At 69.4% G+C, this 21,223-nt stretch carries 20 protein-coding genes; 12 read left to right on the top strand and 8 right to left on the bottom strand.

The annotated features are described in order from the left end of the window. Window positions 1-7 precede the first annotated feature (7 nt). The 3 genes from ACE3TA_RS10890 to ACE3TA_RS10880 form a co-directional block, all read right to left on the bottom strand. Window positions 8-628 carry a TetR/AcrR family transcriptional regulator gene (locus ACE3TA_RS10890; protein WP_374573468.1) on the bottom strand — a complete coding sequence of 207 codons (621 nt, stop codon included), beginning with the start codon at window positions 626-628 and terminating at the stop codon, window positions 8-10. Window positions 629-706: 78 nt separating this feature from the next. After that, entirely contained in the window at window positions 707-1,039 is a 333-nt protein-coding gene (locus ACE3TA_RS10885) for a hypothetical protein (RefSeq protein ID WP_374573466.1), read from the bottom strand. A 42-nt stretch (window positions 1,040-1,081) separates the two neighbouring features. Then, window positions 1,082-1,999, bottom strand: a complete 918-nt coding sequence (locus ACE3TA_RS10880) for an SDR family oxidoreductase (RefSeq protein WP_374573464.1) — start codon at window positions 1,997-1,999, stop codon at window positions 1,082-1,084. Window positions 2,000-2,263: 264 nt separating this feature from the next. Between ACE3TA_RS10880 and ACE3TA_RS10875 the strand changes: the two genes are divergently transcribed. Together ACE3TA_RS10875 and ACE3TA_RS10870 are read left to right on the top strand one after the other, a co-directional pair. Next, complete coding sequence (locus tag ACE3TA_RS10875; RefSeq protein WP_374573462.1) at window positions 2,264-2,707, top strand: nucleoside deaminase; 444 nt, start codon at window positions 2,264-2,266, stop codon at window positions 2,705-2,707. Between the two features lie 137 nt (window positions 2,708-2,844). Next, a complete protein-coding gene (locus ACE3TA_RS10870) occupies window positions 2,845-3,228 on the top strand; it encodes a hypothetical protein (protein ID WP_374573460.1) in 384 nt (127 codons plus the stop codon). On the opposite strand, the gene ACE3TA_RS10865 is transcribed toward ACE3TA_RS10870, so the two are convergent. Beyond that, entirely contained in the window at window positions 3,209-4,009 is an 801-nt protein-coding gene (locus tag ACE3TA_RS10865) for a DUF72 domain-containing protein (protein ID WP_374573458.1), read from the bottom strand. The two genes, ACE3TA_RS10870 and ACE3TA_RS10865, sit on opposite strands and share 20 nt — an antisense overlap. Before the next feature lie 20 nt (window positions 4,010-4,029). Further along, window positions 4,030-5,691 carry a M28 family metallopeptidase gene (locus ACE3TA_RS10860; RefSeq protein WP_374573456.1) on the bottom strand — a complete coding sequence of 554 codons (1,662 nt, stop codon included), beginning with the start codon at window positions 5,689-5,691 and terminating at the stop codon, window positions 4,030-4,032. 315 nt (window positions 5,692-6,006) lie between these two features. On the opposite strand from ACE3TA_RS10860, the gene ACE3TA_RS10855 reads away from it, so the two are divergent. The 3 genes from ACE3TA_RS10855 to ACE3TA_RS10845 are packed head-to-tail and all read left to right on the top strand — an operon-like array spanning window position 6,007 to window position 11,684. After that, on the top strand, window positions 6,007-7,428 hold the full coding sequence (locus ACE3TA_RS10855; protein WP_374573454.1) for an efflux transporter outer membrane subunit: 1,422 nt from the start codon (window positions 6,007-6,009) through the stop codon (window positions 7,426-7,428). 3 nt (window positions 7,429-7,431) lie between these two features. Next, on the top strand, window positions 7,432-8,544 hold the full coding sequence (locus ACE3TA_RS10850) for an efflux RND transporter periplasmic adaptor subunit (RefSeq protein WP_374573452.1): 1,113 nt from the start codon (window positions 7,432-7,434) through the stop codon (window positions 8,542-8,544). Next, the gene (locus ACE3TA_RS10845) at window positions 8,541-11,684 is read left to right on the top strand and encodes an efflux RND transporter permease subunit (protein ID WP_374573450.1); all 3,144 of its coding nucleotides are present in this window, start codon (window positions 8,541-8,543) and stop codon (window positions 11,682-11,684) included. Before ACE3TA_RS10850 ends, ACE3TA_RS10845 begins: the two co-directional genes overlap by 4 nt. A 4-nt stretch (window positions 11,685-11,688) precedes the next feature. Here ACE3TA_RS10845 and ACE3TA_RS10840 read toward each other — a convergent pair whose 3' ends face one another. Continuing rightward, window positions 11,689-12,507 (bottom strand): TerC family protein, encoded by an 819-nt coding sequence (locus tag ACE3TA_RS10840; protein WP_374573448.1) that lies wholly within the window; start codon window positions 12,505-12,507, stop codon window positions 11,689-11,691. Window positions 12,508-12,683: 176 nt separating this feature from the next. On the opposite strand from ACE3TA_RS10840, the gene ACE3TA_RS10835 reads away from it, so the two are divergent. From ACE3TA_RS10835 to ACE3TA_RS10825, 3 genes are all read left to right on the top strand, one after another. Next, window positions 12,684-13,778, top strand: coding sequence for an acyltransferase family protein (locus ACE3TA_RS10835; RefSeq protein WP_374573446.1), 1,095 nt, complete (start codon window positions 12,684-12,686; stop codon window positions 13,776-13,778). A gap of 70 nt (window positions 13,779-13,848) precedes the next feature. Further along, window positions 13,849-14,529: a CHAP domain-containing protein gene (locus ACE3TA_RS10830; RefSeq protein WP_374573444.1), complete on the top strand. Its 681-nt coding sequence runs from the start codon at window positions 13,849-13,851 to the stop codon at window positions 14,527-14,529. Between the two features lie 93 nt (window positions 14,530-14,622). Next, a complete protein-coding gene (locus ACE3TA_RS10825; protein WP_374573442.1) occupies window positions 14,623-15,837 on the top strand; it encodes a pentapeptide repeat-containing protein in 1,215 nt (404 codons plus the stop codon). Between the two features lie 3 nt (window positions 15,838-15,840). Here ACE3TA_RS10825 and ACE3TA_RS10820 read toward each other — a convergent pair whose 3' ends face one another. Beyond that, a complete protein-coding gene (locus ACE3TA_RS10820) occupies window positions 15,841-16,716 on the bottom strand; it encodes a crotonase/enoyl-CoA hydratase family protein (protein WP_374573439.1) in 876 nt (291 codons plus the stop codon). Window positions 16,717-16,825: 109 nt separating this feature from the next. Between ACE3TA_RS10820 and ACE3TA_RS10815 the strand changes: the two genes are divergently transcribed. Next, complete coding sequence (locus ACE3TA_RS10815) at window positions 16,826-17,716, top strand: alpha/beta fold hydrolase (protein ID WP_374573437.1); 891 nt, start codon at window positions 16,826-16,828, stop codon at window positions 17,714-17,716. 25 nt (window positions 17,717-17,741) lie between these two features. After that, entirely contained in the window at window positions 17,742-18,542 is an 801-nt protein-coding gene (locus ACE3TA_RS10810; RefSeq protein ID WP_374573435.1) for a hypothetical protein, read from the top strand. Here the strand turns inward: ACE3TA_RS10810 and ACE3TA_RS10805 are convergent. Beyond that, window positions 18,539-19,483 carry a thioesterase family protein gene (locus tag ACE3TA_RS10805; RefSeq protein WP_374573433.1) on the bottom strand — a complete coding sequence of 315 codons (945 nt, stop codon included), beginning with the start codon at window positions 19,481-19,483 and terminating at the stop codon, window positions 18,539-18,541. The two genes, ACE3TA_RS10810 and ACE3TA_RS10805, sit on opposite strands and share 4 nt — an antisense overlap. Window positions 19,484-19,612: 129 nt before the next feature. On the opposite strand from ACE3TA_RS10805, the gene ACE3TA_RS10800 reads away from it, so the two are divergent. Both ACE3TA_RS10800 and ACE3TA_RS10795 read left to right on the top strand, forming a co-directional pair. After that, window positions 19,613-20,458: a cytochrome b/b6 domain-containing protein gene (locus tag ACE3TA_RS10800; RefSeq protein ID WP_374573431.1), complete on the top strand. Its 846-nt coding sequence runs from the start codon at window positions 19,613-19,615 to the stop codon at window positions 20,456-20,458. Then, window positions 20,455-21,222 (top strand): molybdopterin-binding protein, encoded by a 768-nt coding sequence (locus ACE3TA_RS10795; RefSeq protein WP_374573429.1) that lies wholly within the window; start codon window positions 20,455-20,457, stop codon window positions 21,220-21,222. The genes ACE3TA_RS10800 and ACE3TA_RS10795 overlap by 4 nt, the downstream gene beginning before the upstream one ends. The last annotated feature ends 1 nt before the right edge of the window (window position 21,223 follow it).

Below are 21,223 nucleotides of genomic sequence, written 5' to 3'. Positions count from 1 at the left end.
GGCGCCCCTAACCCCCCGCCTTGGGCAGGCCCCGGAGGCCCGACACGATCATGGAAACGGCGAAGTCTGCGGCCGCCTCGACGTCCACCGGCCGCCGCTCGAGCATCCGGTCGCCCACCTCGCGGGCCACGGCGATGCAGGCGCCGGCCAGGAAGTCCGGGTCGGCGACCGGCCCGCCGCGGGCGGTCTCCTCCAGGATGGCGGCGCGCACCTCGGCGAACACGGCCCCCATCTCCGGCGTCGGGCCGTAGACATGCGGATGCGGCTCGCTCACCAGCCGCTGGGCGGCCCAGGTGGCGTGCTCCTTCTCCAGGAAATGGAAGTAGGCGTGGATCGCGTCGCGCACGAACGCCTCGAAACCCTTGCCCTGACCGCGCAGCTCCTTCAGCACCGGCGCGAAGCGCCGCGCGCCGTCGTCGGCCAGGGCGGCGAACACTTCCTCTTTCGATTTGAAGTAGTTGTAGAAGGTCCCGGCGGCCAGGCCCGTGCGGCGGATGATGTCGCGCACGGTGACGTTGTCATAGCCCATCTCGGCGAACACGGCGCGCGCGGCGTCGAGGATCGCCTGACGGTTCTGCACCTTGGTCTGTTCGCGCTTTCCGGCCGAAAGGTAAGCGACCTGCGACATGAAACCCCTGCTCTTGAAACTGACGCGCGTCATTCTAGAGGCGGCGGCGAGGCTGAGCCAAGACTTGTGACACGGCCGCTACATGCCCGGGGCGGCGGAGGGCGCGTCGCAGGCGGCCCTGCACTGGCTCCAGGCGCCCGGGCAATCGTCCGGCGTGTCCGACGACAGGCAGAAGTAATAGCTCTGGGCGCAGGTCAGCCGGCACTGGCCGGCGTCGAGGGCCGGCGCCTGGGGCGCGGGGGGCGCCAGGAGGACGACGGGCGGCGTCTCGTCGGCCGGCGGCGGGGCGGCCTTGCGCGGCTCGGCGGGAACCACCTGCAGCTTGCGCGGGGCCTTGTTCGGCGTCTCCTGGGCGCCCGCGGGGGCGACCAGGGCGAAGCTGAGTCCGAGGATCAGGACGGCGCGGCGCATGATGTCGGAGAGCCTCGCCGGCCGATCTTAAGACCTGGTTAACTATACCGTCCGCTTGGCCCGGTCCTTGGCGTTGGTCGCCTGGATCGCCTCGCGCGCGGCCTTCCACTGATCGTCGGTCCACGAGCGCAGCCGCGCGAAACCGCCGCCGCCCGCCTGCCAGGAGGCGCCGTCGATGGCGATCGACTGGCCGTTCACATAGGCCGACAGCGGGTGCAGCAGATAGACGGCCAGGTTGGCGAGCTCGCGCATCTCGCCCACCCGGCCCATCGGATTGCCGCTCATGTCGCGGTAGCCGCCGCCGGTCTCCTGGCTCTGGCTCGGATTGAGCCGGGCGCTCATGCCTTCGGTCGGGAAGGGGCCGGGCAGGATGTTGTTGAAGCGGACGCCATGGCCGCCCCACTCCACCGCCAGCGACTGGCTCATGGTGGCGATGGCCGCCTTCGACATGGCCGAGGGCACGGTGAAGGGCCCGCCGTTCCAGATCCACGTCGTCAGGATGGAGACCACCGAGGCGGGCTTGCCCTCGGCGATCCAGCGCTTGCCGGCTTCGAGCGTGACGAAGAACGAGCCGCGGAAGACGATGTTGGCGATGGCGTCGAACCCGCGCGGCGAGAGGTCCTCGGTGCGGCTGATGAAGTTGCCGGCGGCGTTGTTGACTAGGCCGGTCAGCGCCCCGCCGTCGGCCCAGATCGTGTCCATCATCTCGGCGATGGCCTCGGGCACGCGTATGTCGCAGGGGATCGGGACCACCTTGCCGCCATGGGCGTCCATCAGGTCCTTGGCGGCCTCTTCCAGCACCCCGCCGCGCCGGCCGCAGATATAGACCGTCGCGCCCAGCATCAGGCAGGCCTCGGCCATCACCTTGCCCAGCCCGGTGCCGCCGCCGGTGATCAGGATGCGTTCGCCCGTCATCAGGCCGGGCTTGAACATCAGGTCGTCCATGGAAAGCTCGGCCATGGGTTCCTCCGCTTATTGTTTGGAGGAACTGCGCCGCCCTGACGCCGGGGAGGTCAAGGGGCCGGCTGGGGACTTGCTCTTTCGACGGGGGCGAAGCGAGCCGCGTGGCGAATGGCTGCCCGGATCGGCGCCGAGGGCGCGGCCGGTTTGTCGCGTCGGATGAGCTTGAAGCACAGATCAAACGGGCGACGCGGAATTCCAGCGTCACAATCCGCAAGCGCCAGTCTAGTGTAGGCCACCGTCCGCGCCAGGGAGGAAGCCGAAATGCAATCTTATGACGCCAAGTTCCTGAATCTCGCCATCACAGAGGCGCTCGAAGGCGCTGCAGAAGGCGGAGTGGCCGTTGGGGCGGCGCTTTCTTGGCGCGGAGCACTTGTGTCCAAGGGGCGAAATCGGCGGCAACAAAAGAAAACTGTCATACTTCATGGCGAGATGGATTGTCTGGCGAATGCCGGGCTTTTTAAGCCCTTTTCAGAAACAACAATGTACACGACGCTTAGCCCATGCAAAATGTGCTCTGGCGCGATTGCGCAGTTCAGGATAGCGCGCGTCGTTATCGCGGACGCCGTGAATTTCGGTGGGAATGAGGAGTTTCTGCGCGCGAGCGGCGTCGAGGTCGTGATCGTCAATGACGAAAAGATGATAAAGTTCTTTCGTGAGTGGAAAGGCGCGAATGAGAAGTTGTGGAACGGCGATATAGGGGTCTAGCTATGCTTTGGAAGGGGCTGAAATCGTCTGGTCATCCGATTTTCGGGGCGTCGATTTGCCATCCTGAGAACGAGATCAAAAGATATATTGAATCTTGGGATGTTAATCGGAAGTATGTGGATTTCATATATTCCCACATGAATGTCGTCGACTCCAAGGCGAGCGCCTTGTTGAGAACGAACGGCATATATTTCGCGATTATCGCCTTCAGCTACGGAGCGGTGGGGGCTCCCGTCAGACCGAAGCTGCTGCCGATCAGCATTGTGGAGGGCGTCGCGATCGCAGCCGCCGCCCTGGCGGCCTTTTCGATAATTCTTTTATTGAGCGTATCTTGGATACATTGGATAATCAAAGAAGACATATCGAAATTAAGTGAGTTGGGAGATCCTTTGTGGACCAAGAAAATTCACTTGATCGACGGCCGATCCACAAGGTACCGCATCGCTTGGCTTTGCTCCATTCCGACCGCCTTTTTGATATTTGCGCTGCTATTTCTCAGAATTAGCGGCTGGCTGAGCTAATCAGCGCCATCGCCCCGGCCGGCGCGCGAACCTTCCCCGAGGAGATGAAGAAGGCGAAGACGTCGCGGTCGGCCTCGGGCGCGGGGGCGTCCGGCGCGGCGTAGGCCAGGTCGGCCGGCGCGCCGCCCGCGGCGAAGGTCTTCAGGCGCTCGGCCCAGCCGTCGATCTCGGCGGGCGGGTAGCAGGTCTCCACCTCGTCGGCGCCGCACATCAGCCGGGCGTAGACGAAGCTGGAGGTCACGTCGGCGATCTGCGGGAACTCGGCGTGGTGGGCCAGGCAGATCGCCACGCCGTGCTCGCGGCACAGGGCCACGAACGCCGGATCGACGAAGCTTTGATGGCGCACCTCCACCACGTGGCGCAGGGAAAGGCCGTCGTGGCCGGCGGGCAGGAGCTTCAGGAAGGCGGCGAAGTCGTCCGGGTCGAACTTCTTGGTGGCCATGAACTGCCACAGGATCGGCCCCAGCTTGTCGCCCAGCTCGGTCAGCCCCTGGGAGAGGAACTTCTCGATGGAGGGACCGGCCTCGGCCAGCACCCGGCGGTTGGTGCAGAAGCGCGACGCCTTCAGCGAGAAGACGAAGCCGTCGGGAGCGGAGGCCGCCCACTTGGCGAAGCTCTCCGGCTTCTGGCTGGAATAGTAGGTGCCGTTGACCTCGATGGCCGTGAGGCGCTCGGCGGCGTAGGCGAGCTCGTCCGCCTGCCTCAATCCCTTCGGATAGAAGACCCCGCGCCAGGGCTCGAAGGTCCAGCCCCCGATCCCGGCGCGTATCGTCCCGGCCATGGAGATCCCCCCGCGTTCGCCTAGTTGCGCTGGTCGGCGGTCTTGTCGCGCTCGGCCTTGAACTCCGAGCCGTCCTTCCAGACCGGCCATTCGTCCGAGTTGGCGAGCTTGTCGCCCAGCTCGAACATCAGATCGCCATCCTGGGCCATGCCTTCAAGGTTCCAGGTGTCGTCGAACTGGTCGGCCGGCTGGTGGTAGCGGTTGGTGACGTATTCCTTGCTCTTGGCTTCGCCGGCCTCGCGCCCGCCGTTCACCAGGTCCTCGCCCGAATCGAACGAGATCGCCGGCACGCCGCGCTTGGCGAAGGAGAAGTGGTCGGAGCGGAAGAAGCTGCCGGCCTCGGGGCGCGGGTCGGGGCTGTAGTAGCGCCCGTGCTCCTTGCCCACCGCGATCAGGTCGTCCTGCAGGGTGAGCTGGGCGTTCCCCGAGGTGGAGAAATCCTTGGCCGGGCCGGAGGCGCTGAGCGCGTCCATGTTGATGTCGGCCACGGTGGTCGCCAGCGGATAGAGCGGATTGGCCGCGTAGTATTCCGAGCCCAACAGGCCCTTTTCCTCGGCGGTCACGGCCAGGAACATCACCGTGCGGTCGGGCTTCTTATCCTCGGTGGTGAAGGCCCGGGCGATCTCCATCATGGTGGCCACGCCGTCGGCGTTGTCGACCGCGCCATTGTAGATGGTGTCGCCCTTGGCGTCGGGCAGGCCCACGCCCAGGTGGTCCCAGTGGGCCGAATAGATCACCCGCTCGTCCGGCCGCTTGGCCCCGACGATCTCGCCGACCACGTTCTTGGAGACGATCTTCTCCACGTCGACGGCGTAGTCGGTGGAGAAGGTCACGCCCTTCAGCACCACCGGCTTGAAGGCGCGGGTCTGGGCCTGCTTCTTCAGGGCCTCGTAGTCGAGGCCGGCGCGCTTGAGGATGTCGGCGGCCGCGTCGTGCTGGATCCAGCCTTCGAGCAGCGGGTGCACCTTGCTCGGATCGTCGCGGATGATGTCGAAGATCGAGTTGGTGTTGGAGTTCTTCACCGTCGCCCAGCCGTAGGAGGCCGGCGCGGTCTCGTGGATCACCAGGAGCCCCAGCGCGCCCTTGCGGGCGGCTTCCTCGTACTTGTAGGTCCAGCGGCCGTAGTAGGTCATGGCCTTGCCGCCGAAGTCGCCCTTTCCGGCGTAGTAGTCCGGGTCGTTGACCAGAACCATCACCACCTTGCCCTTCAGGTCCATGCCCTTGAAGTCGTCCCATTTGCGCTCCGGCGCCTCGACGCCGTAGCCGGCGAAGACGATGGGGGCGTCCTTGATGGAGACGTGGTCGGCGCCGGTGGAGGGCGCGCGCAGGGCCACTTCATCGCCCTGGGTCCAGTTCAGCGTGTCCTTGCCGGCCTTCACGCTGACGGCGACCGGTCCCTTGATCTCGAACTTGGCGAGGGGAACGTCCTGGGTCCAGGCGCGGGTGCCGTCCTTCTGCAGGTCGCCGCCGGGCTGCAGCCCCAGCGCCTTATACTGGGCCTCGATGTAGGCGACCGACTTCAGTTCGCCCTCGGTGGCCGGGCCGCGGCCCTGGAAGTCGTCCGAGGCCAGCACCTGAACGTGTTGGCCGATCTTGACCGGGTCGATCTCGCCGGCGAGCGCCGCGCCCGAGATGGACAGAACGGCCGCGGCGGAGGCGGCGGCCAGGAAGAAGGATTTCATCGCAACTCTCGAAAGTCGAAAATTTGCGGCGACCCTAGAGCATTTTCCGACGATGGCGACGACCACGCGCAGAAAATCTCCGCCAGGAGGGCCATCCGCCGCGAATTCCTGCCTGTCACAACACAGCGTTCTGTCGCCGTTGGGCCACACCCTGCGGTGAACCCTTACGGGACGTCGCGTTCCGCTGGCGTTTTTGGCGGGAGTGTAATCTGAGAGACCTCCACCTATGTTCAAAGCCGGCGGGGGGCCGTCTCTGGGGGCGCCCTTGGCTATGATTCACGGACGATTCGCGGCTCGGATAGAAAATAAGAGACGATGCGCCCCGCAAGATCCGCAGCCGTCCTGGCCAGCCTCATGCTCAGCGCCTGCATGGGCGGGCCCAAGCCCGACGTGCGCCTGCCGCCCGCCTATGAGGCCAAGGGCGGGGACCTGCCCGCCGAGCGGCTCGACCGCTGGTGGACCACGTTCGACGATCCTCAGCTCGTTTCGCTGATCGACAAGGCCCTGGTGGAGGCGCCCGACGCGCGGGCCGCCGCCGCCCGCCTGACCGAGGCCCGCGCCACCGGCCGCGAGGCGCTGACCACCTTCCTGCCGCAGGGCAACGCCACCGGCTCGGCCAAGCGCACCCACACGCGCCAGATCGAGGGGCCGACCCTCAACATCCCGGGCTACACGCTGAGCGGCACGTCCGACGCCTACGCCTCCAACTTCCAGGTGAGCTGGGAGATGGACCTGTTCGGCCGCTTCTTCGCCACCCGCGAGGGCTACAAGGGCGACACCGCCGCGGCGCGCTTCAGTTACGAGGGCGCGCGGACCAGCCTGGCCGCCAGCATCGCCGATTCCTACTTCCAGGCGCGGGGCCTGGCGATCCAGCTCGACGACGCCAACGAGACGGTGCGCATCGAGCGCGAGCTCTACAGCGTGGCTCAGGCCAAGGCCGACCGCGGGCTGGGGCCGGGCGCGGACGCCGACCGGGCCGCCGGCGAGCTGGCCCAGGCCGAAAGCCAGGCCGAGAGCCTCCAGGCCCAGCTCAAGGCCGCCCAGCGCTCGCTGCTGGTGCTGGTGGGCCGCGGCGCCGATCCGCTCGCCGACATGCCCACGCCCGCCAGCGTGGGGACGATCCCGCAGGTCCCCACCACCGTGCCGGGCGAGCTGCTGGAGCGGCGGCCCGACGTGCGCGAGGCCGACGCGCGCATCCGCTCGGCCGTCGGGCGGCGCGCCTACGACCGGCTAGCCTTCTTCCCGACCTTCAAGCTGACGCCGGGGCTCGGCCTGTCCCGTTCGGTGCAGCCGGCCTACGAATACGCCACCGGCGACTGGTCGATCGGCGCGACCGCCACCGTGCCGGTGCTGGACATCCCCAAGCTGCTGCTGGAGCTGAAGGCGCAGAACGCCCGCACCGAGCAGGCGGTGATCGCCTATGAGAAGGCGGTGCAGACCGCCTATGGCGAGGCCGACAGCGCCCTGGTGCAACTGGCCGCCGACCGCAAGCGGGTGACCCTGCTCACCGACGGAGAGGCCAGGGCCCATCGCGCCTTCGACGCCTCCAGCCGCGCCTACAAGGACGGGCTGACCGACCTGCAGACCACGCTGAGCGCCGAGCAGAGCTGGCGCTCGGCCCGATCGCAATTGACCGCCGCCCAGGTGCAGGGCCTGCGCCGGGCGGTCCAGACCTACAAGGCCCTGGGCGGCGGCTGGTCCGCCGAGCCCATCAAGACCGCACAGAAGGCGCCCTGAGACGTGACGAGATCCAAGACCGCCATCGCCCTCGCGCTCATGCTGGCCGCCGTCTCGCTCAGCGCCTGCGACAAGCCCAAGGCCAAGGAGACAGAGGCCCAGCGCGCCCGCGCCGTCAGCGTGGTGCGCATCCAGGCCAAGCCGATCGCCGGCGCCCTGGCCGCGTCCGGCTCGCTGATCCCGCGCGAGGAGGCCGCCGTGCTGCCCGAGGTCAGCGGCTATCGGGTGGACAAGGTGCTGGTGGACGCCGGCGCCTGGGTGAAGGCCGGCCAGCCGCTGGCCGTGCTGGACGGCGCCCTGCTCGCCGCCCAGGTGGAGCAGCAGCGCGCCGCCGCGGCCCAGGCCGACGTGCAGGCCAGGCAGGCCGAGTCCCAGGCCGCCCGGGTGGACGGCCTCGACGGCCAGGGCGTGCTCTCCGAGGAACAGCTCGAGGCCCGCCGCTTCCAGGCCAAGGCCGCCCGCGCCACCGCCGAGGCCCAGGCCGCGGCGCTGAAGGACGCCGAGACCCGCCAGATGAAGCTGAAGGTCACCGCGCCGGTCACCGGCCTGGTGCTGAGCCGCAGCGTGCGTCCGGGCGACATGTCCGCCGTGGGCGCAACGACCCCCTGGTTCCGCATCGCCGAGGACGGCCAGATCGAGCTGGAGGCGGAGATGACCGAGGAGGACCTTTCCCGCGTGCGCGTGGGCGAGACCGCCACGGTGACCCTGCCGTCCGGCGCGACCGCTCAGGGCCGCGTGCGGCTGGTCTCCCCGCAGGTGGACGCCCAGACCAAGCTCGGCACCGTGCGCCTGACCCTGCCGGTCCGCTCCGACATCCGCGCCGGGGGCTTTGGCCGGGCGGTGTTCGACGACGTGTCCGCCCAGGGCCTGACCGTCCCGGAGACCGCCGTGCGCTATGACGCCGACGGCGCCAGCGTGATGGTTGTCGGCGCCGACAACCGGGTGCGGCGCGTGCATGTCGAGACCGGCGCCCGCGGCGGCGGCATGGTGGTGCTGACCAAGGGCCCGGCCGCCGGTTCGCGCGTGGTGAAGAGCGCCGGCTCCTTCCTGCTGGACGGCGACCTGGTGCGGCCGCAGGACGAGCCCGCCGCGCCGGCCAAGGCGAGCGCGAAATGAGCCACGAACCGCATTCCGGCGAGGAAGAGCCCACCGGCGGCCTGCGCATCTCGGCCTGGGCGATCCGCAACCCGGTGCCGGTGGCGGTGCTGTTCGTCGCCCTGATCCTGGCCGGGCTGTTCGCCTACACCGGCCTGCCGATCAAGCAGTTCCCGAACGTGCAGTTCCCGGCGGTGTCCGTCACCGTGACCCAGAGCGGGGCCGCCGCCGCCGAGCTGGAGACCCAGGTGACCCGTCCCATCGAGGACGCGCTGGCCGGCATCTCCAACGTCAAGAACATCTATTCGGTGGTCACCCAGGGCGCGTCGACCACCAACGTGGAGTTCGAGCTGGGCTCGGACCTGCAGAAGAAGACCGACGACGTCCGCTCCAAGGTCGACCAGACCCGCGCGATCCTGCCCAGCGAGATCGACACGCCGATCGTCACGCGGGTCGAGCTCGATTCCCAGCCGATCCTGACCTACGCGGTCGCCGCGCCGGACATGAGCGACGTGGAGCTGTCGTGGTTCATCGACGACACAATCGCGCGCGAGCTGCAGTCGCTGAAGGGCGTGGCCCAGATCAGCCGGGTGGGCGGGGTCACCCGCGAGATCAACGTCATCATCGATCCGGACCGCATGGCCGCCCGCGGCCTGACCGCGCCTGCGCTGAACAACGCCCTGCGCGGCTTCGACGTCGACGCGCCCGGCGGGCGCGTGTCGGTGGGCGGGCGCGAACAGACCCTGCGGGTGCTGGGGGCGGTGAACACCCTGAAGGCCCTGCGCGAGCTGACCATCCCCACGGGCGGCGGGCGCTATGTGAAGCTGACCGACGTGGCCGAGGTGGGCGACGGCTCCAGCGAGGTGCGCGGCTTCGCCCGGCTCGACAACCAGCCGGTGGTCGGCTTCCAGGTGATGAAGACGCGCGAGGCCAGCGACGTCGACGTCGACGACGCGGTCGTGGCGGCGCTCGCCAAGATGCAGACCCAGTACAAGGGCGTAAGCTTCACGCGCATCTTCTCGTCGGTGGACGAGACGCGCGCCAGCTTCCGCGCGACCGAGCACGTGCTGGTGGAGGGCATGCTGCTGGCGGCCCTGGTGGTGTTCTTCTTCCTGCGCGACTGGCGGGCCACGCTGATCACGGCCTTCGCCATGCCGGTGTCGCTGATCCCCACCTTCTTCGTCATGCACCTGTTCGGCTTCTCGCTGAACGTGGTGACGCTGCTGGCCCTGACCCTGGTGATCGGCATCCTGGTGGACGACGCCATCGTCGAGATCGAGAACATCGAAAAACGCGTGGCCATGGGCATGCGGCCCTACCAGGCGGCGATCGTCGGCGCCGACGCCATCGGCCTGGCGGTGGTGGCCACCACCTTCGCCATCGTCGTGGTGTTCACGCCGGTCTCGTTCATGAAGGGCATGGCCGGCCAGTTCTTCCGCGAGTTCGGCCTGTCGGTGTCGGTGGCGGTGCTGTTCTCGCTGCTGGTGGCGCGGCTGCTCACGCCGCTGATGGCGGCCTATCTGCTCAAGCCCAGCTCGCACCCCAAGCCGCGCGCCGAGTTCAAGGGGTTCTACCGCAAGGCCCTGGAATGGGCGCTTGACCACCGGATCGTCGCCTCGGTGATCGGCGGGGTGGTGTTCGTCGCCTCCCTGCTGATCGTGCCGCTGCTGCCCACCGGCTTCCAGCCGGCGGGCGACCCCGACTACGTCTATGTCAGCATCCAGGGCCCGCCCGGCGCGACGGCGGACTCCATGGAGGAGGTGGTGCGGCGCGCCACCATGGTGTTCGAGGGCAAGCCCGGCGTGCGCGGCGTCTTCGCCCAGGTGGGCTCCACCGCCTCGGGCGGCGGCCCCGGCTTCGGCGGCGGCGCGTCCAGCGCGCTCAACGCGGGCACGATCACCGTGCTGCTCAACGAGCGGCGCTCGATCACCGGCGACGAGCTGAAGAACATGACGCGCGAGGCCCTGCGCCAGGTGCCCGACGCGCGGCTCACCTTCCTGGACTTCCAGGGCCAGACCGGCATCCAGGCCACCCTGACCAGCAACGACCCGGCGGCGCTGCAGGCGGCCTCCAGCGAGCTGGAGACCCAGATGCGCACCCTGGACGTGATCGCCGACCCGCATCCGTCCGCCGCGCCGATCGGGCCGGAGGTGATCATCCGGCCCCGGGCCGCGGAGGCTGCGCGCCTGGGCGTGTCGGTGGACGCCATCTCCCAGGTCGCCCGGGTGGCCACGGTGGGCGACATCGACGCCAACGTCGCCAAGCTCACCGACGGCGAGCGCCGCGTGCCCATCCGCATCCGCCTGCCGGTGGACGCGCGCTCGGACCTGGAGCGGATCAAGTCGCTGCGGCTGCTCACCTCGTCGGGCGCGGTCACGACCCTGGGCGCGGTGGCCGACGTGACCTTCCAGGCGGGCCCGGCCCGGATCGACCGGCTGAACCGCAAGCGCCAGCAGCAGATGGTGGCCGAGCTCAACGGCTCGGAGCTGGGCAGCGCCAACAAGGCGATCCAGAACCTGCCGATCATGAAGCACCTGCCCGCCGGCGTGACCCGCGCCGAGACCGGCGAGCTGGAGGCCATGCAGGAGCTGTTCGGCTCGTTCGGCATGGCGATCTTCGCCGGGGTGTCGATGATCTTCGGCGTGCTGGTGCTCTTGTTCCGCAGCTTCTTCAAGCCGCTGGTGATCCTGTCGGCCCTGCCGCTGGCGGTGGGCGGGGCGTTCCTGGGCCTCTTGCTGCTCAACCTGTCGCTGTCGATCCCCTCGCTGATCGGCTTCCTGATGCTGCTGGGCCTGGCGGCGAAGAACTCGATCCTCTTGGTGGAGTACGCCATCGAGCGCGAGCGCGAGGGCGTGCCGCAGCGCCAGGCGCTGCTGGAGGCCTGCCGCGAGCGGGCCCGTCCGATCGTGATGACCACGGTGGCCATGGCCGCCGGCATGCTGCCCACCGCCTTCGCCCTGGAGAAGGGCGCGGAGTTCCGCCAGCCGATGGCCGTGGCGGTGATCGGCGGGCTGATCACCTCGACCATGCTGTCGCTGGTGCTGGTGCCGGTGGTCTATGAGTTCGTCGACGACTTCGAGCAATGGCTGAAGCCCAAGCTCGGCAAGATCATCACCCCGCGCGAGGCGCCCGCGCCCGAGGGCTCCGTCGAACAGGCCTAGCCGCCTAGGGTTCGCCGGCCTCGGTTTCGGACGGGGCCTCTCCCGTCCCGGCCGCGCGCGCGGCGCGGCGCGAGGCCATGTTCAGCGCCTCCACCCCGGCGGAGAAGGCCATGGCGGTGTAGATGTAGCCCTTGGGCACGTGCATGCCGAAACCGTCGGCGATCAGCACCGCGCCGATCATCAAGAGGAAGCCCAGGGCCAGCATCACCACGGTGGGATTGTCGTGGATGAACTTGGCCAGGGGATCGGCGGCCAGCATCATCAGGCTCACCGCCACGATCACCGCGGTGATCATGATCGGCAGGTGATCGGTCATGCCCACGGCCGTGAGGATCGAGTCCACCGAGAACACCAGGTCGAGCAGCAGGATCTGCACGATCGCGGCGGCGAAGCCGGCCGTCACCGGGCCCTTGACGTCCATCACGCTGTGCGCCGAGCGCACGTCGACCTTCTCGTGGATCTCGGTGGTGGCCTTCCAGAGCAGGAAGAGCCCGCCGGCGATCAGGATCAGGTCGCGCCAGGAGAAATTCAGGTCCACGGACGCGTGGCCGTCCGCGCCCACCGGCGGCGTCCAGGGGATGGAGAGGACCGGCTGGGTCAGGCTGACGATGAAGGCCAGCGTCGACAGCAGGCCGAGCCGCAGCACCAGCGCCAGCGAGATGCCCACGCGCCGGGCCCGGCTGCGCTGGGCCTCGGGCAGCTTGTTGGACAGGATCGAGATGAAGACCAGGTTGTCGATCCCCAGCACGACCTCCATCACGATCAGGGTCACCAGGGCCGCCCAGGCGGCGGGGTCCGACGTCCAGCCGAACACGTTCTCCATCGTCGATGCGCTCCATTGCCTGAAGCCTATCTAGTGCATTCGGCGGCTCCGCCCAGGGGTTTCGGTCGTCAACCGGCTGGTGAGGCTTGCCGGCGATGATGGGCTCGCCCGGCGCGCGACTTGCACTCGCCTGGCTAAGGCGCCCCTTCGCGGCGCCGGAACGGGACGCGAGCTTGATGACCGACGGCCAGAATATCCGCCAGTTGACCTCCCTGCGGTTCTTCGCAGCCTTCTGGGTGGTGTTCTTCCACTACTGGCCCAACCTGACCGCGGCCACGCCGGCGATCGTCGACAAGGGCTATCTGGGCGTGGAGCTGTTCTTCGTCCTGTCCGGCTTCATCCTCAGCCACGTCTACCGCACCAGCGTGGAGACCGGCCGCTTCCGCTACTTTTCCTTCCTGTGGGCGCGCCTGGCGCGGGTCTATCCGCTGCATCTGGCCACGCTCCTCGGCATGGGCCTGATGGCCGGCGCGGCGACCCTGGCCGGCCTGGCGGTGGATCCCAACATCCTGTCCTGGGCCTCGCTGCCGGCGAACCTGCTGATGGTGCACGCCTGGGGCTTCGCGCCCGTGGCCGGCTGGAACCATCCGTCCTGGTCGATCTCGGCGGAGTGGTTCGCCTATCTCACCTTCCCGCTGTTCGCCTGGACCGCGTTGAAGCTCAAGGACCGGCCCGTCGTGGCGGTGGCCGGTGCGGCGGCGCTGCTCGCCGGGCTCTACGCCGTCTTCCCGCTGGTGGCCGGCTTCCCCCTGACCAAGGCCACGATCAGCTGGGGCGCGCTGCGCATCGTCCCCTGCTTCGCCTACGGCTGCGCCCTGCACTCGCTGTGGCGCGCCCGCCCGGCCGTGAGCAAGCTGGTCTCCGGCCTGGGCGCCCTATTTTTCGGCGCCGGCGCCTTGGGCGTCGCCGCGCTCGGCGGACCGGACACGATGATCGTCCTGGCGCTCGGCGCATTGATCTTTTTCCTGGCGCGTCTGGCGCAGAGCGGTTCTGGCGTCTTCGCCAATCCGGCGTTCGTCTATCTCGGCGAGATCAGCTATTCGATCTACATGATCTGCGTGCCGTGGAAGATCGTATTCGTGAACGGCGCGACCAGGATTCTCAAGCTGAATGGCGAAATCCTGCCGCCGGCGCTGTGGTTCATCATGCTGATTGGCGTGATTCCACTGGCGGCGCTGTCATATCATCTCATCGAACATCCCGCCCGGATGCGCATGAAGCTGTGGGCTGACTCATGGCGGGTTCGGCGACCCTGCGTCGCAGGGGCTTAAACCCTCTTTTCATTCACACACAGGATTGTTACCCCTAACGACAGTTCGCGTCGGGGGAGTACCCATAACCATGCTTATGCGGGCGAGAACCGTGCTCGGTTCCCTGGCCGTTGCGGTCGTTATGAGCCTCGCGCCGGTCAGCGGCGCTTCGGCCGATACCTATTGGCAATGCGTGCCGTTCGCCCGTCTGGTGAGCGGCATCCAGATCTTTGGCGACGCCTGGACCTGGTGGAAGCAGGCCGCCGGCAAGTACGACACGGGCGTCCAGCCCAAGGCCGGCGCGGTGCTGTGCTTCAAGCCGACCGCCAAGATGAAGCTGGGCCACGTGGCCGTGGTCACCCAGGTGCTGACCGACCGCGTGATCCAGATCACCCACGCCAACTGGTCCCGTATCGGCGGCTCGCGCGGCCAGATCGAAAAAGACGTCACCGTGATCGACGTCTCGCCCGCCGGCGACTGGAGCACGGTCAAGGTCTGGTACGACCCGGTGCGCGACCTGGGCTCCAGCACCTACCCGACCTACGGCTTCATCTACCAGGACGCCAGCGCCAAGCTGGCCGCAGCCTCCAGCCTCAACACCGCCCAGAACGTGGCCATCGCGGTGGCCCAGTCGGCCGCCAACCAGGTGGTCACGGCCGTGCGTCCGGGCTCCGGGCCGCTGTCGATGCTGAGCCAGGCCGCCGATTCCACTGACCGGATCGCGGCCCTGATCCAGGCCGCCACGGCGCGCGAGGAAGCGATCAGCAACTGATCGAAACGCCGCGCGGAGAGGGATTCTCGCAAGGGTTCCTTAAGGGCGGCTGGCGATGCTGCGCGGATTCCTGAGAAGCCGTCCGCGAGCTCCATGTCCTCAGCATCAGACCTCGTGCGTCAGTTCGATGCTGCGGCTGTGCGCCGGATCGTCGATCGCCACCAACGCTTCCTGGCCGGCCGCAGCGGCGGCGCCCGCGCGGCCCTGGCCCATGCGGATCTCTCCAACTTCTCGCTCGAAGGCGTCGACCTGCGCGACGCCGAGCTGACCGGCGCGCGGCTGATCGGCACGATCCTCGAGGGCGCGGACCTGTCCAACGCGGTGCTGTTCGGCGCCGACCTGCGCGACGCCGACCTCAGGCGCGCGAACCTGACCCGCGCCGACATGAAGGGCGTGTGCCTGCGCGGCGCCAACCTGGCCGGCGCGCAGATGGTCGAGGCCGACCTGCGCGAGGGGCTGATCGCCATGCAGGATCGGGTCGACGGCTTCCGCATCCTCCACCACGAGAAGCGCGACGGCGAGCTGGGCTACGCGGTGATGGACGGCGCCAACCTGTCCGGGGCGGCCCTGGGCGCGGGCATGGCCACCGTCGCCGACCTCACCGACGCCAACCTCTCCGGCGCGACCCTGAGCGGGGCGCGGATGGCGCGGGCCGTGCTCAACGGAGCCGACATGACCGGCGCCTCGGTGTTCGGCGCGGACCTGTCCGGCGCGTCCCTGCGCAAGACCGTCATCGCCGGCGTCGACCTGTCGGCCGCCAATATCGACCATGCCGATCTCAGCGAAGTGCTGCGCGCGCCGCCGCCGGTGATCTACATCGACGACCAGCCGCTTTCCGAGGTGCTGGCCGCTCACGAAGCCTTCTGCGACAGCCACGGCCAGCGAGGCGCGGTGGCGCGCCTGGAGGAAGTGGACTTCCGGCCCATGCGCCGGCTGCGCGAACGCCGGCTGACCGGGCTTTCGGCCCCTCGGGCGATCTTCTTCGGCTTGGACCTGGAAGGCGCGCAGCTTCAGGGCGCGGACCTGACGGGGGCGGACCTGCGCTGCTGCAACCTGCAAAGCGCCGACCTGCGCGGCGCGCGGCTGGGCGGGGCCCAACTGCAGCGGGCGAACCTCGGCCGGGCCCAGCTCGGCCCGCTGATGATCGCCGAGGGCCGCTACGTGCGCGCCGACCTGACCGGGGCGAACCTGCGCCAGGCCGACCTGCGCGGGGCCAGCCTGCGCCGCGCCCGGCTTCTGGAGGCCGACCTCGCCGGCGCCAAGCTGGGCGGGGCCGATCTGCGCTCGGCCGAGCTGCCCCGCGCCTGAGCCTCACATCTCCCAGCGCACGGGCGCCAGGTCCGGGAAATCGGCGTCGCGCTTCTCGGCCTTGGCCTTGAACGCCTCGGCCATGTGCGGGCCGGAGAACATGCCGGTCTGCCACACGCCGATGTAGTCCAGCCCGTCCCTGATGGTGTGGTCGCGCGCGTAGTTGATCATCACCTTCGAGCCGGCGACGGCCAGCGGCGCCTTGGAGGCGATCTCGCGGGCGGTGGCCATCACCGCGTCCAGCATCGCCTCCTGGGTCTCGTAGACCTCGTTGACCCAGCCGATCTCCTTGGCCTTCTGGGCGGGCATGCGCCGGCCGGTGTAGGCCATCTCGCGCACCCAGCCTTCCGGGATCAGCTTGCACAGGCGCGGGAAGGTGCCGACGTCGGCGGTCATGCCGATGTTGATCTCCTGGATGCAGAAGAAGGCGTCGGCCGTGGCGTAGCGGATGTCGCAGGCCGAGGTCATGTCCACCGCCCCGCCGATGCAGCCGCCCTGGATCGCCGCCAGCACCGGGATGCGCGCCTCGTCCAGGCAGGAGAACGCGTCCTGCAGGTAGCGGATGTGGTGGCGCTGGGCCTCGGCGGCGATGTGGCGGTCGGCCGGCGGGGCGCTGGCGGTGGAGCCGCCGCCCTGGAAGACGGCCAGGTCCATGCCGGCGCAGAAGTGCTTGCCGGTCGAGGAGATGACGATGCAACGCGCCCGCGCGTTGTCGTCGATGTCGCGCACGATCGCCGGCAGCTCGTTCCAGAAGGCGCGGATCATGCTGTTGAAGGCGTCCGGCCGCTTCAGCCGGATGTGGGCGACCTGGTCCTCGATCACCACGTCGAAGCAGGACCAATCGGCCGTGTCGGCGGCGACTGGGGCGTGAAGGTTCATGGGCGTCTCCTCGATTTTTCAACTCCTGGGCCGGCGGCCTGCGGCGCCGTGCGGGCTGGCCAGAAGGTGATCGATGTTTATATGAACGAGGGTCGGAGGGAGCATCAAAATGGACGCCATCGTCGCCTATGAGCCGCGCCAGCGGCGCTTTGCGCTGAGCGCCCGGGGCGGGGAGATGGCCGCGCTGGAGTTCGGCGACGCCGAGCGGCCCGTCGACGTGGTGTTCTGCCACGCCAACGGCTTCAACGCGCGCACCTATCGCTCGATCCTGGCGCCGCTGGCCGCCGACCTGCACGTGCTGGCCATCGACATGCGCGGCCACGGCGACAGCAGCCTGCCGCCCGTGGTCGAGGGGCGCACCAACTGGCACGACTTCCGCGACGACCTGGTCGCCCTGCTGGAGCATCTCGACGGGCCGCCGGTGGTCCTGTCCGGCCATTCCATGGGCGGGGCGACCTCGCTGCTGGCCGAGGCCAAGGCGCCGGAGCGCGTGAGCCAGCTGGTGCTGTTCGACCCGGTGGTCATGTCGCCCGACATCGTGCGCGCGCCGACGACCGAGGAGATCACCCGCTCGCCGATGGTGCAGGGCGCGCTGCGCCGCCGCGCGGTGTTCGAGGACCGGGCCGCGGCGATGGCCGCCTACAAGGGGCGCGGCGCCTTCAAGACCTGGACCGACACGCAGCTCGCCGACTACGTGGCCGCCGGCTTCCGCGACCGTGGCGACGGCCAGGTGGAGCTGGCCTGTTCGCCCGAATGGGAAGCGTCCAACTTCGCCTCGCACGCCCACGATCCGTGGGACGCGTTCCGCCAGGGCCGCGCGCCGATCCGCATCCTGCGCGCGGCGGAGGGCTCCACCTGCCGCATCGAAGGCGCCGAGGACGAGCTGGCCGCCACCGGCCGGGTGACGATCGAGACCGTGCCGGGCACGACCCATTTCCTGCCCATGGAGCGGCCCGACGTGGTGCGCGAGGCGCTGCTGCAGGCGGCGCGGGGCCGCTAGCGGCGCGGCGGCGGGGAGGGGAGACTTGGGCACGAGCGGCTGGCGCGCCTACGACCACTACGCCTACGCAGCCGTCGCCATGCTGGGCACGCTGGCCGCGGTCGTGGCGACCTATTGGCTGCTGGCCGGATCGCCCTGGAGCGAATGGGCGCGCTCGCTGGCCGGCGTCTCCTCGCCGTTCACCAACGTCGTCGGCGTGCTGTTCGGCCTGACCCTGGCCTTCCTGGCGAATGACACCTGGACCGCCCACGACCGGGCGACCAACGCGGTCCTGCGCGAGGCGGACGCGATCCGCGGCCTGCTGATCGTCTCGCGCACGCTGGACGGTCCCGAGCGGAACGCGCTGCACGCCGCGATCGCCGACTACGCGCGGGCCAGCGTCGCCGAATGGCCGCTGCTCGCACGGCGTTCGATCAGCCCGGCCGCGATCGACGGCGGCGACCGCCTGCTGTCGCTGGCCGCCTCGCGCGCCGTGGGCGCCAGCGTCGGCGGCACGGTTCAGCAGCTCATGCTGCGGCAGGTGACGGCGATCCGGGAAAGCCGCGACCTGCGCATCGGGCTCAGCCAGACCCACGTCGATCCGCTGAAATGGCTCAGCATGGCCTTCCTCGGGTTCCTGACGCTGCTGTCCGTGGCGGTGGTCCACGTTGGCGATCCCAAGGCCGCGCTGGTCGCCATGGTGCTGTTCGGATCGGCCGCCGCGCCGACCGCGGCGATCGTGCTGATCCACGGCAATCCGTTCCAGCGGCCCTCGGTGGTCGCCTCGGCGCCGATCCTGGCGGCCCTGTCGCGGGCGTCGGTCGCCGACGGCGAAGAGGCCGCCTAGAGCGCCAGATCCGGGATCACCTCGGCCTGCACGGCCTTGGCCGCCTCGGGCGTGAGGCTGACGACCTTGCGCGCGTCCAGGTCGAAGTTCACCGCGACCGCCGAGGCCGTGCCCCAGGGCCGGCCCGTCTCCGGGTCGAGCAGCCAGTGGACGAAGCGGCGGATGCGGCCGTCGGCCGCCGCCGTGCCCGAGCGCAGCTCCAGCCGGTCGCCGGCGCGCGGCCAGGCGTGGTGGATCAGCCGGTATTCCATCGCCGCTCCGCCGATCCGCGTTCCGGGCGCCGCGCCGACCTCCTCGGGCGTGGCCCGGCGGCCGATCAGGCGCGGGATGCCGTCGGACACCCGGCCCATGAACTCGTCGACCTGCATGCGGCCGAACACGTCGCACGACTGCGGCCCGATCAGGCCCAGGCCGATGCGCTTCAGGCCCATGGCCTCGGCCCGCTCCAGGCTGGCCGTGGTGACCACCGGATCCAGCGGCAGGCTGCGCGGCGCGGCGTAGGCCGGCACGGGAATGCGGATCGCCTCGGCGGCCGCCCGCGTGCGCGCCGACCAGGGGAAGGTGGCCGCGTCGAAGGGCGTGGCGTGGCTCACAACAGTCTGGAAGGTGGCCGCCGGCTCGCCGGACAAGTGGCGCATCACCAAGAGCAGCCGCGCGCCGGTCTCGCCCATCTCGACCACGCCGCCGGTCATGTAGAGGCCGACGCCCGGCCGCGCCTCCTTCAGGAAGCGGATGTGCTGTTCGCGAACGATCAGGGTGGAATCGGCGTTGGGCGCGAAGGCGTGGCGCAGGCCGAGCAGCGCAGCCAGCCCCGCCAGCCCTTCCAGCGACTTGGCGACGTAGAAGCGCACGTTCATGTGCCCCATCTCGTCGCATTCCCAGGTGTTGACCCCGCCGGACCATACCTCCGGGCCCGTCTGTTCCTCGGATTGGTCCGTCACGCCGCTCCCCTTTCGCCGGCGCGGACCCTAAGGACGATGAGCCCGCCTCGCAATCGCGGCGTAACCAAATGGCGGTTTCGCGCGAACTGATGATCAGGCAAGCTCGCGCCGCTCACGGAGGAGACGTCGATGCCATCTGCTCCGCCCCGCAAGGAGCTCGTTCGCCGCCACGGCGTGATCGTGCGCGTGACGCACTGGATCAACGTGGCCGCCCTGCTGGTCCTGCTGATGAGCGGCCTGCAGATCTTCAACGCCCATCCCGCGCTCTACTGGGGCCAAGCCTCGCACTTCTCGCGCCCGTGGATATCCATGACCGCGCAGGACCTCGGCGACCGCATGGTCGGGGTCACCAAGATCGGGCCGGTCAGGTTCGACAGCACCGGCCTGTTCGGCTGGTCCGGCCGCGCGGGTCACGGCGAGAAGCGCGGCTTTCCCGCCTGGGCGACGATCCCCAGCTACCGCTCCCTCGCCGACGGGCGCATCTGGCACTTCGCGCTCGCCTGGGTGTTCGTGCTGAACGGGCTGGTCTACCTGTCGGCGGCGATCCTCGGCGGCCATCTGAGGAACGACCTGTGGCCGCGCCTGGCCGAGCTGAAGCCCGGTCACCTTTGGCGTGAGATCGTCGAGCACGCCCGCCTGCGCTTCCCCAAGGGCGAGGAGGCCAGGCGCTACAACATCCTGCAGAAGCTGGCCTATCTGGCGGTGATCCTGGTCTTCCTGCCGCTGATGGTCGGCACCGGCCTGACCATGTCGCCTGGGATGGACGCGGGCCTGCCCTGGCTGGTGGAGCTGTTCGGCGGCCGCCAGTCGGCGCGCACGATCCACTTCCTGTCGGCCAGCGCCATCGTCGCCTTCGTGGCCGTCCACCTGGCGATGGTGGTGGCCTCGGGCACCTGGAACAACATCCGCTCGATGATCACCGGCCGCTACGCCATCGAGGTCGAGCCGCCCAAGGCCGAGGAGGCCGCCCAATGACCGTCCATCGCCGAGGCTGGCTGAAGGGCGCCGGCGCGAGCCTGGCGGGGCTGTGGCTGGCCGCCTGCGACCAGCTCAACCGCAGCAAGGCCGTGCACGACACCCTGGCCGGCGCCGAGGGCCTGACGCGCCGGGCCCAGCGGCTGATCGTGCCGCGCACGGCGCTGGCCAAGGAGTTCGCCGAGGCCGACATCTCGCCCGACTTCAGGGCCAACGGCACCACGCGGCCGGGGGAGCCGGAATACCGCGCCCTCGCCGCCGCCGGCTTCGCCGACTGGCGGCTGGTCGTCGACGGACTGGTGGAGCACCCCATGTCGCTCAGCCTGGCCGAGCTGCGCGCCATGCCCGCGCGCACCCAGATCACCCGGCACGACTGCGTGGAGGGCTGGAGCTCGATCGGCAAGTGGACCGGCGCGCGGCTCGGCCCGCTGCTGGACCGGGCGGGGCTGAAGCCCGACGCGCGCTACCTGGTCTTCCACTGCGCCGACAACCTGGGCGGCGACGCCACCGGCCAGTACTACGAGAGCATCGACCTGATCGACGCGTTCCATCCGCAGACCATCCTGGCCTACGACATGAACGGCCGGCCGCTGCCGGTGGCGCACGGCGCGCCGCTCCGACTCAGGGTCGAGCGCCAGCTCGGCTACAAGCACGCCAAGTACGTCATGCGCATCGAGGCGGTGGAGGACTTCGCCCACATCGGCCGCGGCAAGGGCGGCTTCTGGGAGGATCGCGCCGGCTACGCCTGGTACGCCGGCATCTAGC

The sequence above is a fragment of the Phenylobacterium sp. genome (assembly GCF_041916435.1).
Lineage (GTDB): Bacteria > Pseudomonadota > Alphaproteobacteria > Caulobacterales > Caulobacteraceae > Phenylobacterium.
The sequence above is the reverse complement of the archived record's forward strand: the minus strand, read 5'-3'. Positions and strand labels throughout refer to the sequence as shown.

Coding starts and splice junctions, on each gene's coding strand:
- ACE3TA_RS10890 (WP_374573468.1), bottom strand. CDS start 628: ATGTCGCAGGTCGCTTACCTTTCGGCCGGAAAGCGCGAACAGACCAAG.
- ACE3TA_RS10885 (WP_374573466.1), bottom strand. CDS start 1,039: ATGCGCCGCGCCGTCCTGATCCTCGGACTCAGCTTCGCCCTGGTCGCC.
- ACE3TA_RS10880 (WP_374573464.1), bottom strand. CDS start 1,999: ATGGCCGAGCTTTCCATGGACGACCTGATGTTCAAGCCCGGCCTGATG.
- ACE3TA_RS10875 (WP_374573462.1), top strand. CDS start 2,264: ATGCAATCTTATGACGCCAAGTTCCTGAATCTCGCCATCACAGAGGCG.
- ACE3TA_RS10870 (WP_374573460.1), top strand. CDS start 2,845: ATGAATGTCGTCGACTCCAAGGCGAGCGCCTTGTTGAGAACGAACGGC.
- ACE3TA_RS10865 (WP_374573458.1), bottom strand. CDS start 4,009: ATGGCCGGGACGATACGCGCCGGGATCGGGGGCTGGACCTTCGAGCCC.
- ACE3TA_RS10860 (WP_374573456.1), bottom strand. CDS start 5,691: ATGAAATCCTTCTTCCTGGCCGCCGCCTCCGCCGCGGCCGTTCTGTCC.
- ACE3TA_RS10855 (WP_374573454.1), top strand. CDS start 6,007: ATGCGCCCCGCAAGATCCGCAGCCGTCCTGGCCAGCCTCATGCTCAGC.
- ACE3TA_RS10845 (WP_374573450.1), top strand. CDS start 8,541: ATGAGCCACGAACCGCATTCCGGCGAGGAAGAGCCCACCGGCGGCCTG.
- ACE3TA_RS10840 (WP_374573448.1), bottom strand. CDS start 12,507: ATGGAGAACGTGTTCGGCTGGACGTCGGACCCCGCCGCCTGGGCGGCC.
- ACE3TA_RS10835 (WP_374573446.1), top strand. CDS start 12,684: ATGACCGACGGCCAGAATATCCGCCAGTTGACCTCCCTGCGGTTCTTC.
- ACE3TA_RS10830 (WP_374573444.1), top strand. CDS start 13,849: ATGCTTATGCGGGCGAGAACCGTGCTCGGTTCCCTGGCCGTTGCGGTC.
- ACE3TA_RS10825 (WP_374573442.1), top strand. CDS start 14,623: ATGTCCTCAGCATCAGACCTCGTGCGTCAGTTCGATGCTGCGGCTGTG.
- ACE3TA_RS10820 (WP_374573439.1), bottom strand. CDS start 16,716: ATGAACCTTCACGCCCCAGTCGCCGCCGACACGGCCGATTGGTCCTGC.
- ACE3TA_RS10815 (WP_374573437.1), top strand. CDS start 16,826: ATGGACGCCATCGTCGCCTATGAGCCGCGCCAGCGGCGCTTTGCGCTG.
- ACE3TA_RS10800 (WP_374573431.1), top strand. CDS start 19,613: ATGCCATCTGCTCCGCCCCGCAAGGAGCTCGTTCGCCGCCACGGCGTG.
- ACE3TA_RS10795 (WP_374573429.1), top strand. CDS start 20,455: ATGACCGTCCATCGCCGAGGCTGGCTGAAGGGCGCCGGCGCGAGCCTG.